Here is a 12,316-nt window from a genome sequence, read left to right as displayed (position 1 = left end):
AAACCTCCCGCGCGCGGCACCTGCGGAGCAAGCTCCGCTCTACGCGTAGGGGATTTCACGGCGTTCGTCGGCGCTGCGGATGCCCAGTTCGATCAGCCGCATCACCGCCAGCGCTTCCTCCGGGGTGACCGGCAGCGGCGCGCCGTCGACGACCGCCGCGCGCATCGCCGCATAGTAGTGCCGGTAATCCCCGGGCAGGCTGTCGACCGTATGCGTGGTCGGTACGCCGTCCTCGCCGGCCAGGACCAATTCGCCCGGGCGGGGATCCGCGCCCCAGCCGGTGTCGCCGGGCAGGCCGCCGGCGCGCAGCCGATCTTCCTGCGCGTCCAGTCCGTGCTTGAGGTAGCTGCCGCGATCCCCGTGTACGGCGTAGCGCAGGCCGTTGCCGGGCACCAGCGAACCCGCGTGCAGGTGCACCCGCACGCGCGNGTCCGGCGCGCGCGCGCCATGGCGCTGCTTCGCCAGATCCGCCTGCACCGCCAGCGGCGTGCCGAACAACTGCAGCGCCTGATCGGCCAGGTGCGGGCCCAGGTCGTACCACAGGCCCGCACCTGGCACGTCGCTTTCGCGCCAGCGCTGCGCGACCTGCGGGCGATGGCGATCGAAATGGGAGTGGAACTCCGCCACCTCGCCGAGCACGCCATCGGCCAGCAACTGGCGCACGGTCAGGAAATCCGCATCCCAGCGCCGGTTCTGGAACACGCTGACAAGCCGATCGCTGGCACGCGCCTGTGCGATCACCCGTTCGGCTTCCGCCAGCGACAGGGTGAACGGCTTGTCCACCACCACGTGCTTGCCCTGCGCGAGCGCGGCGATGGCCAGCGGCGCGTGGGTGTCGTTGGGCGTGGCGATCACCACGACGTCGATCGCCGGATCCGCGAATGCCTCCGCCGGATCGGCCACCACCCGCGCATGCGGCAGGTCCGCATGCACCTTGCCGGCATCGCGCGACACCACGGTGTGCAGAATCCAGCCGGGCGTGCGGCCCAGCAGCGGCGCGTGGAACACCTTGCCGACGAAGCCATACCCGAGCAGGGCGACATTGAGGGAGGTGCTCATGCGTGGATTCTCCGGAACCATCGTGCCGCGATCTTAACGTCTGCATGGCGCAACTGAATGGCGCACCTGCCGGGAGCGGCGCAAACCGCCGCTCTTCACGCGTGCTGTACGCCGGCGTGGGAAGACTGGCCATGGTTTCCGCAAAACAGGAGGAACCATGAACAGGTCAACTCCCCGTGTTTTCCGTCCGTTGCTGGCCGTGGCCTGCGCCACCGGCCTGTCGCTGATCTGCGCCGGCGCGCTCGCGCAGCAGCAGACCGAACCGGAAGAGCAGCGCGCGCAGTCCGCGTCGCAGGGCGATTCGAGCCAGCCGGTCAACGACACCTGGATCACCACCAAGGTGAAGACTGAACTGCTGGCCGCCGAGGACGTCTCCGGCCTCGACATCAAGGTCGAGACCACCAATGGCGTGGTCAAGCTCTCGGGCCGGGTCGACAACCAGGCCCAGGTCGACAAGGCGGTATCGGTGGCGCGTGGTGTCAAGGGCGTCGGCAAGGTCGACAGCAGCGGCCTGAGCGTCGGCGCGAAGTAACCGGAAACGACAAACGACATCAACGTGTGTGGCACGAAGCGGGCGCATCCCAACGCAGGATGCGCCCGTTTCTCTTTCCGCCGGCAATTGCATCCATCCCCATCGGCGGGCGCACGCCGATGCACGGATGCGCGATCACTCCTGCAACAGATCCAGCAGCGCCTGGCGCTTGCGTGGACTCAGCCGGCCCAACAGCTTCAACAGGCGGCGCTGTTCGCTGGCGAGCCGGTAATCCGCGCGCGATTCGGCGACGTGGCCGCGGCGCGGCTGCTGGCCTTCGCCGGTTTCCAGCCAGTACGCATCCACGCCGAGTACGTGGGCGAGCGAACCGATCTTCGAAGTGCTCTTGCTGACACCGCGTTCCAGCGCGGAATAACTCGGCTGGGTGATGCCGACCGCCTGTGCGATCTGTTCCTGTGACATGCCGATCGCGGCACGCGCTTGTGTGAGTCGCTGAGCGAGAGTGGGGCCTGACTTGACCATGCGCATACGCTAACGGTCGCGCCCGTCGGCAGGCAAACAGGCTTGCCTATCACGGGTGCATATGCAAGGCTCTCTAACCATCGTGATGTGCGTTTTTATAGTGTGGTTTTTCACGTTTTTCATCCGCGCGCACGATGCAAGGATCGCTGACAGGAGGACGACGATGCAGGCACGCGGAACGCCGGACGAAGATCCCGGTTACCACCTTCCGGAAGAAGCGCAACTGCAATTGCAGCAAGTGCGTGATCAACTGGAAATGATGGCGGCGCTGGTGATGCCGGCACATCGCCGCGACGATGCCGACGACGCGATCCGGCTCAAGCCTTCCGCGCTGGCCCGCTGCTTTCGCCAATTGGCCGACGAGATGACCCGCGCGCTCGGTACCACCCGCTGGCATGGCTGAAATAAGCGGGGCCGGGTCCACCCGACCCGGCCCCACGCCTTCCCTGGCGTCATCGGCTCCGCCGATGGCCTGTCCTGTACTTCTACTTCACTTCAGCGCTGCACCAGCGTCGTGTCGCTTTCGCCACGCGGCGCGGGATCACCGATCTCGCGCTTGACGCTGGCCAGCGCCGGATCCACGTCCGGTTCGCCCCAGCCGCCCAGCGACTTGTAGACCGCGACCACGCCGACGTTGACGCCGGCCTCGGCCTGCGCGAGCGCGTCGTCGGCGGCCAGTTGGGTGCGCTGTGCATCGAGCAGGGTGAGGAAGTCCGACGCGCCGGCCCGGTAGCGGGCCTCCGCCAGATCGGCGGCACGGCGGGCCGCGGTGGCCTGCTCGTTGACCCGCAGCAACTGGGTCTGCCGCTTGGCGTAACCCAGCAACGCGTTCTCGGTGTCTTCCAGCGCGCCCAGCACGGCCTTCTCGTACTCGGCCACGGCACCGTCGTTCTGCGCCTGCACCGCGCGCAGGCGCGCACGCACGCTGCCCAGATCGAACGCCGCCCAACTGATCGAAGGCGTCACCGACCAGGCCTTGTTGTCGCCGTTGATCAGCCCGCTGAAATCACCGGCGAGGAAGCCGACGAAACCACGGATGCTCACCCGCGGAAACAGATCCGCGGTGGCGACGCCGACCCGCGCGGTGGCGGCGGCCAGCCGACGCTCGGCCGCGCGCACGTCCGGACGCTGGCGCAGCAGGCTGCCGGTGTCGCCAATCGGCAGCACCTTCACCAGCGCCGGTGTTTCGCGCGGCGCCAGCACCGCGTCGAGCGTGCCCGGCCGGCGGCCGGTCAGCACTTCGATGCGATGGCGCGATTGCGCCTCGGCGGTTTCCAGCACCGGCAGGGTCGCCTCGATGGCCTTCATCCGCGCCAGGCTGCTCTGCACTTCCAGTTCGGTGCCCGCGCCGAGCTCCCAGCGCGACTCGGTCAGGCGCTGGGTCTCACCGAGATTGCCCAGGGTCTTGCGGGCCACGTCCAGGCGCTTCTGCGCGCCGCGCAGTTCGAAATAGTTGCGCGCAACTTCCGCCGCCACGCTGACCTGCATCGCGGTCATGTCGTTGCGCTGGGCCTGCAGGTCCGCATGCGCGGCCTCGGCCGAACGGCGCAGCCGGCCGAACAGATCCAGTTCCCAGGCGGCGTCGAAACCGACGCTGTCGGTTTCGGTTTCCACCCGGCCCTGATCGGCCACCGGCTGCTTGCTGCGGGTCTGCTCCACGCCCAACTGCACGTGTGGAGCCAGATCCAGCCGACGCTCGCTGAACACCGCGCGCGCCTCCTGGACCCGGGCGGCGGCGATCCACAGATCGGGATTGGCGGCGAGCGCGTCGGCGATCAACTGGTCGAGGGTGAGATCCTCGAACTGCGACCACCAGTTGGCGACCGGGCGGGTGTCGTTGAACGCGGTCTCGCTGGCGCTCGGCAACGTGGCCGGCGCCAGTTCCGGCGCACGGTAGTCCGGGCCGACGGTGGCGCAGGCGGCCAGCAGCGCGGAGGCGATGCCGACGACGAGGGAACGGATCACCATGGCAGCACCTCTCCCTGGTAGAAGAAGCCGCCCTGCGGACCGTTGTCGTCGATCAGCGCCAGGGCAACGCTGGTGCGGGCGCCGTCGGCGATTTCCAGTTCGCCTTCGCCGGCGTTCATGTCGGTCTTCACATAGCCGGGATGGATGGTGTTGACCTTGATCCGGCTGTCGCGCAGTTCGTAGGCCAACTGCACCGTCCACGCGTTCACCGCGCTCTTGGAGACGTTGTAGGCCGGCACCTTGAAGTCATAGATGGGCGAGGACGGATCCGCGTTCAGCGCCACCGAGCCCAGGATGCTGGACACGTTGACGATGCGGCCGGACGAGGACTTGTGCAGCAGCGGCAGGAACGCCTGGGTCACCGCGATCAGGCCGAACACGTTGGTGTCGAAGGTCTTGCGCCAGGTCGCGGCGGTCTGCTCGGAGACCTTCTTGCCCATTTCGTCGACCAGGATGCCGGCGTTGTTGACCAGGATGTCGAGGCGGCCGTGGCGCGCCTCGACGGTGCCGACGGCCCCGGCGATGCTGGCATCGTCGGTGACGTCCAGCGTGATCGCCTCCACCGGCAGGCCTTCGGCCTGCAGCTTGAGCGCGGCCTCGACCGCCTTGGCGCGATCGCGGCCGGCCAGCAGCGTGTGCACGCCGGCCTCGGCCAGTTGCCGCACGGTGTGCAGGCCGATGCCGCGGGTGGCGCCGGTGACCAGGGCGATGCGGGATGTGTCTTGCATGGGATTCTCCAGGGAGTGGGGGAGGGAGAAACGAACCAAAGGACGAAAGGGATGCTTATGGGTGTGCTTCACCGGTCGCGTGCGCCGGGGCGTGCGAGACCAGCGGGCGATGCGCGAGCTTGCGCAGCGCCACGTAGAACACCGGGGTCAGGAACAGGCCGAACAGGGTCACGCCCAGCATGCCGGCGAACACGGTGATGCCGGTGACCGAGCGGACTTCCGCGCCGGCGCCGGTCGACAGCACCAGCGGCACGGTGCCGGCGATGAACGCCACCGAGGTCATGACGATGGGACGCAGGCGCAGGCGGCAGGCTTCCAGCGCCGACTCGACGATGCTCTTGCCTTGCAGTTCCAGCTCGCGGGCGAACTCGACGATCAGGATCGCGTTCTTGCACGCCAGGCCCATCAGCACCACCAGGCCCACCTGCACGAACACGTTGTTGTCGCCGTTGGTCAGCCACACGCCCAGGAGCGCCGACAGCAGTGTCATCGGCACGATCAGGATCACCGCCAGCGGCAGGGTCCAGCTTTCGTACAGCGCCGCCAGCACCAGGAAGGCCAGCATCACCGCCAGCGGGAACACCACCAGCGCGGCCTTGCCCTGGGTCGCCTGCTGGTAGCTCAGATCGCTCCAGTCGATGCCCATGCCGGTCGGCAGGACCTTCTCGGCCAGCTCGGTGACCTTGGCCATCGCCTCGCCGGACGACAGCACGCGCGGGTCGGCTTCACCCAGCAGGTCGGCGGCCGGATAGCCGTTGAAGCGGATCACCGGGTCGGGACCGTAGGTCTGCTTGATGCTGACCATGCTGCCGACCGGCACCATCTCGCCGTTGGCGTTCCGGGTGCGCAGGTTGGCGATGTCCTCGACGTTGTCGCGGAACTGGCCGTCGGCCTGTGCGATGACCTGCCAGGTGCGGCCGAACATGTTGAAGTCGTTGACGTAGGCCGAACCCAGGTAGGTCTGCAGGGTGTCGAACAACTCGGTCAGCGGCACGCCCTGGGCCTTGGCCTTGACGCGATCGACCTCGGCGTCCAGCTGCGGCACGTTGGCCTGGTAGCTGCTGATCGGGAAGCCCATGCCCGGCGTCTGCGACGCCGCGCCCTGGAACGCCTGCACCGCGTTCTGCAGCTCGCCATAACCCAGGCGGGTGCGGTCCTCGATGAACAGCGACCAGCCCGAACCGTTGCCCAGGCCCTGGATGGGCGGCGGCATCAGCGCGAAGGTGAAGCCTTCCTGGATGGTGGAGAACTTCTGGTTCAGCTCGGCGGTGATCTGCTCGGCGCTGTTCTTGCGGTCACCGAACGGCTTGAGGTTGAAGAACACCACGCCGCTGTTGGGGGTATTGGTGAACTGCAGCGGGTTCAGGCCGGGGAACGCGATCTCGTCCTGCACGCCTTCCACTTCCATCGCCATCTTGGCCATCTTCTTCAGCACCGCATCGGTGCGTTCGATCGAGGCGCCTTCCGGCATCTTCACGCCGGCGATGATGTACAGCTTGTCCTGCAGCGGGATGAAGCCCGCCGGCACCGCCTTGAACATCACGCCCGCGCCCAGCAGCAGCAGTGCGTATACCGCGAACACCGCGCCGCGACGGCCCAACGCGCGCGAGACCGCGCCCTCATAGCGCTCGGAGCTGCGCTTGAAGAACCGGTTGAACGGGCGGAACAGCCAGCCGAACAGGCGGTCGATGATGCGCGCCGGGGCGTCCTTGGGCGCGCCGTGCGGCTTCAGCAGCTTGGCGGCCAGCGCCGGCGACAGGGTCAGCGAGTTGATCGCGGAGATCACCGTGGAGATGGCGATGGTGACCGCGAACTGCTTGTAGAACTGGCCGGTCACGCCGGTCAGGAACGCCATCGGCACGAACACCGCGCACAGCACCAGCGCGATCGCGATGATCGGGCCGGACACTTCCTTCATCGCCAGGTGCGCCGCTTCCAGCGGGGTGGCGCCTTCCTCGATGTGGCGTTCGACGTTCTCCACCACCACGATGGCGTCGTCGACCACGATGCCGATCGCCAGCACCAGTCCGAACAAGGTCAGGGTATTGATGGAATAGCCCAGCAGGTACAGCACCGCGAAGGTACCCACCACCGAAACCGGCACCGCCAGCAGCGGGATGATCGAGGCGCGCCAGGTCTGCAGGAACAGGATCACCACCAGCACCACCAGCAGGGTGGCTTCCAGCAGCGTCGTGATCACCGACTTGATCGAATCGCGCACGAACACCGTGGTGTCGTACACCGAGGTGATTTCCACGCCCGGCGGCAGCTTCTTGCGGATTTCCGCCATCTTGGCGACGACCGCGTCGCGGATGTCCAGCGCGTTGGCGCCGGGAGCCTGGAAGATGCCCAGCGCGGCGGCGTTCATGCCGTTCAGGCGGGCGCGCAGGGTGTAGTCGCCGGCGGCCAGTTCGATCCGGGCCACGTCCGACAGGCGCACGATTTCGCCCTCGCTGCCGCTCTTGAGCACGATGTCGCCGAATTCCTCGGCGCTTTCCAGGCGGCCCTTGGCGTTGATCGGCAGCAGGAAGTCGCTGCCGTTGGGCATCGGCTCGGCGCCGAGCTGGCCGGCCGAGACCTGCACGTTCTGCTCGCGCACCGAGCGCAGCACGTCGCTGGCGGTCAGGCCGCGCGCGGCGACCTTGTCCGGATCCAGCCAGATGCGCATCGCGTAGTCGCCGCCACCGAAGGCCTGGGCATCGCCCACGCCGGTGATGCGCGCCATCTCGTCCTTGACGTGCAGGCGCATGTAGTTGCGCAGGTACAGCGAGTCGTACTTGCCGTCCTTGGAGACCAGATGGACGACCATCAGGAACACGGGGGACTGCTTCTGCGTGGTCACGCCCTGGCGGCGCACGTCCTCGGGCAGGCGCGCCTGCGCCTGGGCGACGCGGTTCTGCACGCGCACCGCGGCCTCGTCCGGATCGGTGCCCGGCTTGAAGGTCACGGTCAGCTGCAGCACGCCGTCGGAACCGGCGACGGACTTGATGTACATCATGTCCTCGACGCCGTTGATGGCTTCTTCCAGCGGCGTGGCGACGGTTTCGGCGATGACCTTGGGATTGGCGCCGGGATAGACCGTGCGCACGACCACCGAGGGCGGCACCACTTCGGGGTATTCGCCGATCGGCAGCATCGGGATCGAGATCAGGCCGGCGGCGAAGATCACGATCGACAACACCGCGGCGAAGATCGGCCGGTCGATGAAGAACTTTGAGAAGTCCATGGGTGGATTTCCTGGAAAATGGGAAAGCAGAGGACTCGCCCCTCCCACGACGTGGGGGAGGTGGGGAGGGACGGCTCAGTCAATGCGTTGCCCGCCTCCCGGCGGGCGCGGCGGGGCTTACTTCATGGCGACGGCGTCGGGCGCGGGGGCCTTGTCTTTCGGCTTGGCATCCATCGCGACCACCTTGGCGTTCACCGGCATGCCGGGGAAGAACACCTTCTGCACGCCGCTGATGATCACGCGGTCACCGGCGACCAGGCCCTGTTCGACGATCCGCAGGCCCTGCACCATCCGGCCCAGCTTGACGTCGCGGCGCTGCGCCTTGCCTTCCTTGTCGACCACGTAGACGTAGCGGCGGTCCTGATCGGTGAGCACGGCCTTGTCATCGATCAGCGCGGCCTTGAACTCGCCGCTGCCCAGCAGGCGCACGCGGGCGTACAGCCCCGGCGTGAACAGGCGCTCCTTGTTGTCCAGCACCGCGCGGGCGCGGATGGTGCCGGTGCTGCGATCGACCTGGTTGTCGAGGAAATCGACCGTGCCGTTGTAGGGGAAGCCCTGGTCGTCGGCCAGCGCGACCTGCACCGGCACCTTGCCGTCGCGTTCGCTCGGGCGTTCACCCTTGCGGGCCATTTCGGCGTAACGCAGGAACGCGCGCTCGTCGGCGTCGAAGTGCACGTGCACCTTGTCCAGCGATACCAGCGTGGTCAGCACGCTGGCGCTGTCGCCGGCGGTGACCAGGTTGCCGGCGGTCACCAGCGCACGTCCGGCACGGCCGTCGATCGGCGCGCGCACCTGGGTCCATTCCAGGTTGAGGCGGGCCGAGTCCACCGCGGCCTGGGCGGCGGCGACGTTCGCCTGCGCCTGGGCGGCGGCGGAACGGCGCTGCTCGTATTCCTCGGTGGAGATGGCCTGCAGCTCGGACAGCTTGCGCGCACGCTCGGCCTCGCTGCGGCCCAGTTCGGCCTGGGTGCGGGCACGCGCCAGTTCGGCCTGCGCGCGCGCCAGTTCGGCGCGGTAGCTGCGCGCGTCGATGGTGAAGAGGACTTCGCCCTTCTTCACTTCCTGGCCTTCGGTGTAGTTGACGCGATCGATGTAGCCGGACACGCGCGGACGCAGTTCGACGTTCTCGATGGCCTCGATGCGGCCGCTGAATTCGTCCCACTGGCTGACCGGCTTGATCAGCACCGGGGCGACGCTGACCGAAGGCGGCGGCGGGGCACCGGTTTCGCTGGCCTGGCCGCCGCTGCAGCCGGCCAGGATGGCCAGCGACAGCACGCTGGCCGCGCCCAGGGCAAGGAATCGTCGCGTACGCGGAGCGATGTCGATGTACTTGTTCATGGAAGTCTCGTGGTGGGTGGGGGAGGAACAACGGGCGTGAAGCCTAAGACCTGAACTTAAGTTGAGGTCAAGCGGGGGCGGCATCGCCCCAGCGGGAAGCGGGAAAATCGGAGAACAGCGTGCGGGTCGGTGCCGCCGCCAGCTCCTTCGAATAGGAGACGATTGGCAGTGGCTTGCCGTGACGGCTCAGCAACGACACCGCATTGCGTCCCACCGCCAGCGCGTTGGGCCATTCGGCGCAGGCGTTGCCGGCGTTGGCCGGCGTGCAGATCGGCTTGTCCACCGACAGCAACTGCACGCGCACGCCCAGTGCGTGCGCTTCCTCGTGCAGCACCTGCGCCATCATCCGCATGGTGGCGCCGGTCACCGAAGCATGTCCGTAGCCGGACCATCCGCGTTCGGCGAACGGGCCGCCGACCAGGATGTAGTGCGTGGTGCCGCCCGACTCGGCCAGCAGCGGCAGCAGGTGCCGGGCCGCGGCCAGGTGCGGGATGACGTCCATTTCCAGTTTGTGGCGAAGCACGTCGGCGGGCTTGTCCAGCAGGCGCCCGGATTCGAGCGGGCTGGTCAGGCTGGCGAACACCGCGCGCAGCGGCCGGCCGCGCGCACGGATGTCCCGGGTCAGCCGCGCCGCATCGTCATCGCTGAAGATGCAGCCGCTGTGCATGAACTCCAGGCCGGGCTCGTCGGTGAAGCGATCGGCCAGCGCCTGCATGCGCGGGCCTTCGCGTCCAACCGCCAGCACCGGGCTGCCGACTTCCAGCAGCGCGCCGACCACACCGGCGCCGACCGTGCCGGCGGCACCCAGCACCAGCGCCTGCGGATGCGCGGCGGTGCCTTTCATGGCCGGCTCCGGCGGGAACCCGCGCCGGTCAGCAGCGCGCGCTGGCCGAACGCGCGGGCGCGCAGCACGGTCGCGGCGCCCGACTGCATCCGGCGCGGCACGGTGAATTCCCGGAAACCCGCCACCGGCGGCCGCGGGGACAGACGCGCACGCGACGGTTCGGTCGACGTGTCGGCGGACTGTCCCCGTGACCAACGGCGCCACCACCTGGCCAGCAGGCCGGACACGCCGCCAGGCGCTTGGGGGAGGGAGGCGGCGGCATTGTCCGGGGCGGTGGCTTTCACCGCGTCGGCGGGGGAGGGTTCCGACGTGGGGGAAAGTGTGGGGCGGGCGGACGGGAAAGCGATATCCGGATCCTGCGGCGTGATTGCACGATCCTGCGATGCGGAACCGGAACGCACGGTCGCGGCCAGGTTCAGGCGCAGCGCCGGGGACGGCGACGCCGCCTGGCCGGAGAAAGAAGAAGCAAGTATCCCGCTCATGGGATGTTTACTCCCGCATTCGGGATAATTATCGGGAACAGCCAGGGAGCGGTCGCCGACGGGGTGCTGCCTTGACCCACCTCCACCGTTTCGGCCGCGCGGCGCGGACGCAGGCGGATCTCCACGCCAGGCGCGCGATGGGCCAGCGCAAACGACCGCATGACCGGTGTTTCGGACAGACGGCGGACGGCCAGGGGAAGGCGGTTGGGCAGGGAAAGCGACATGGGGAGGTCATCGCCAGCGGAACAGGCGGCTACCTTATGCCTTCAATGGGGACTTGATTAGTCCGGATTTAGGGGAATAATCATCCCGCTGGCGGTCCAATCCGGATCCGCCTCCCCGGAGTCTCCCCCATGAGCCACGATCTCAACGACACGCTGATCTTCGTCAAGGTGGTCGAACAGGGCAGTTTCATCGCCGCCGCCAAGACGCTCGGCCTGCCCAAGACCACGGTCAGCCGCAAGGTGCAGGAACTGGAAACGCGCCTGGGCGCGCAGTTGCTGCATCGGACCACCCGCAAGCTGGGCCTCACCGAAGCGGGCAACATCTACTACGAACACTGCCAACGCATCGCGCGTGAACTGAGCGAGGCCGAAAGCGCGGTCAACCAGTTGCAGGGTGGCCCGCGCGGCTGGCTGCGCTTCACCACGCCCTACTCGATCGGCATCGACAAGATTGCCCCGCTGCTGGGCGAATTCCATGCGCAGTTCCCGGAGATCCGGGTGGAAATGCTGCTCAGCAACGAACCGCTGGATCTGATCGGCGGCGAGATCGACGTGGCGCTGCGGCTGGGCAACCTGCCCGATTCCAATCTGGTCGCGCGCCGGCTGGGCGTGCTGCGCACCCAGGTCTACGCCAGCAAGAGCTACCTGGCCCGCTACGGCGAACCGTTGGGCCCGGACGATCTCCAGCACCATCGCGCGCTGGCGATGCCCAAGCACCGGCGCGGCGGCGGCAGCTTCTGCTGGACCCTCAACGACGGCAACCAGGACAAGGACTTCGCGATCAACCCGATCCTGGTCGCCAACGATCCGGCCGCGCTGAAGGGCGCGCTGCTGTGCGGCGAGGGCCTGATGGTGGCGGCCGACGTGATGGTCAAACCCTACCTGGAACAGGGCTATGTGCAGCGTGTGCTGGCCGGATGGACCGGCCCGGAATTCGAGTTCAACGCAGTGTTTCCGCGTGGCCGCATGATGTCGCCGAAGGTGCGCGCGTTCGTCGATTTCCTGGTCGAGCGGCTGAAGTTCGACATGGACTACATGATGGAACACTGCCCGGTGTACCTGAAGCAGCAGGCCGAGGCGTGCGCGAGCGCGCTGGCCGAATCGGCGCGCCGCGAAACCGAAGCGGAGGAGGCGGTGGAGATCGCCACCGGCCGCCGCGTGCTGGCGGAAGTCGTGGAGTGACACGCTTCCCGCGTCGCCGCCACGGAACCGGCTAACATGCCGCCGTGGNGCGCGCGCCCTTGCCGGAGGCGAACAATGAAAGCATGGATTCCCGTGGCCGCGATGCTGCTGCTGGCCGCCTGCAAACCCGCCGCGGAACCGCAACCCGCAGCCGCTCCCGAACCCGCTGCCGTCCCGGCCGAAGCCGCGGCCCCGGCGGCGGACGCGCCGGCGTCTTCCACGCCCGAACCGATTGCGCAGACCCATGGCG

Annotated in this window: 11 protein-coding genes; 3 read left to right on the top strand and 8 right to left on the bottom strand. The window is 68.1% G+C overall.

The window, feature by feature from the left end:
- Positions 1-39: 39 nt before the first annotated feature.
- The gene (locus ACTJI2_RS19025; protein ID WP_440843012.1) at positions 40-1,059 is read right to left on the bottom strand and encodes an oxidoreductase; all 1,020 of its coding nucleotides are present in this window, start codon (positions 1,057-1,059) and stop codon (positions 40-42) included.
- 157 nt (positions 1,060-1,216) lie between these two features.
- On the opposite strand from ACTJI2_RS19025, the gene ACTJI2_RS19020 reads away from it, so the two are divergent.
- The gene (locus tag ACTJI2_RS19020) at positions 1,217-1,591 is read left to right on the top strand and encodes a BON domain-containing protein (RefSeq protein ID WP_183644494.1); all 375 of its coding nucleotides are present in this window, start codon (positions 1,217-1,219) and stop codon (positions 1,589-1,591) included.
- Between the two features lie 135 nt (positions 1,592-1,726).
- On the opposite strand, the gene ACTJI2_RS19015 is transcribed toward ACTJI2_RS19020, so the two are convergent.
- The gene (locus tag ACTJI2_RS19015) at positions 1,727-2,074 is read right to left on the bottom strand and encodes a helix-turn-helix domain-containing protein (protein WP_225562174.1); all 348 of its coding nucleotides are present in this window, start codon (positions 2,072-2,074) and stop codon (positions 1,727-1,729) included.
- Between the two features lie 163 nt (positions 2,075-2,237).
- On the opposite strand from ACTJI2_RS19015, the gene ACTJI2_RS19010 reads away from it, so the two are divergent.
- Entirely contained in the window at positions 2,238-2,477 is a 240-nt protein-coding gene (locus ACTJI2_RS19010) for an XAC0095 family protein (protein WP_141454044.1), read from the top strand.
- Positions 2,478-2,569: 92 nt separating this feature from the next.
- On the opposite strand, the gene ACTJI2_RS19005 is transcribed toward ACTJI2_RS19010, so the two are convergent.
- From ACTJI2_RS19005 to ACTJI2_RS18980, 6 genes are all read right to left on the bottom strand, one after another.
- A complete protein-coding gene (locus tag ACTJI2_RS19005) occupies positions 2,570-4,042 on the bottom strand; it encodes an efflux transporter outer membrane subunit (protein WP_440843011.1) in 1,473 nt (490 codons plus the stop codon).
- Positions 4,036-4,770, bottom strand: coding sequence for an SDR family oxidoreductase (locus ACTJI2_RS19000; protein WP_183644485.1), 735 nt, complete (start codon positions 4,768-4,770; stop codon positions 4,036-4,038). The genes ACTJI2_RS19005 and ACTJI2_RS19000 overlap by 7 nt, the downstream gene beginning before the upstream one ends.
- A 55-nt stretch (positions 4,771-4,825) precedes the next feature.
- The gene (locus ACTJI2_RS18995) at positions 4,826-7,996 is read right to left on the bottom strand and encodes an efflux RND transporter permease subunit (protein WP_440843010.1); all 3,171 of its coding nucleotides are present in this window, start codon (positions 7,994-7,996) and stop codon (positions 4,826-4,828) included.
- Between the two features lie 117 nt (positions 7,997-8,113).
- Complete coding sequence (locus ACTJI2_RS18990; protein ID WP_440843009.1) at positions 8,114-9,334, bottom strand: efflux RND transporter periplasmic adaptor subunit; 1,221 nt, start codon at positions 9,332-9,334, stop codon at positions 8,114-8,116.
- Between the two features lie 67 nt (positions 9,335-9,401).
- Entirely contained in the window at positions 9,402-10,178 is a 777-nt protein-coding gene (locus tag ACTJI2_RS18985; RefSeq protein ID WP_440843008.1) for an SDR family NAD(P)-dependent oxidoreductase, read from the bottom strand.
- Positions 10,175-10,660, bottom strand: coding sequence for a hypothetical protein (locus tag ACTJI2_RS18980; RefSeq protein WP_183644473.1), 486 nt, complete (start codon positions 10,658-10,660; stop codon positions 10,175-10,177). The genes ACTJI2_RS18985 and ACTJI2_RS18980 overlap by 4 nt, the downstream gene beginning before the upstream one ends.
- A 353-nt stretch (positions 10,661-11,013) precedes the next feature.
- Between ACTJI2_RS18980 and ACTJI2_RS18975 the strand changes: the two genes are divergently transcribed.
- Positions 11,014-12,066 (top strand): LysR family transcriptional regulator, encoded by a 1,053-nt coding sequence (locus ACTJI2_RS18975; protein ID WP_183644467.1) that lies wholly within the window; start codon positions 11,014-11,016, stop codon positions 12,064-12,066.
- Positions 12,067-12,316: the final 250 nt, after the last annotated feature.

Origin of the sequence: Pseudoxanthomonas sp. 22568 (genome assembly GCF_052044485.1) — a bacterium.
In the GTDB taxonomy this organism is placed as follows: domain Bacteria; phylum Pseudomonadota; class Gammaproteobacteria; order Xanthomonadales; family Xanthomonadaceae; genus Pseudoxanthomonas_A; species Pseudoxanthomonas_A beigongshangi.
This window is presented reverse-complemented; position numbering and strand designations above follow the sequence as displayed.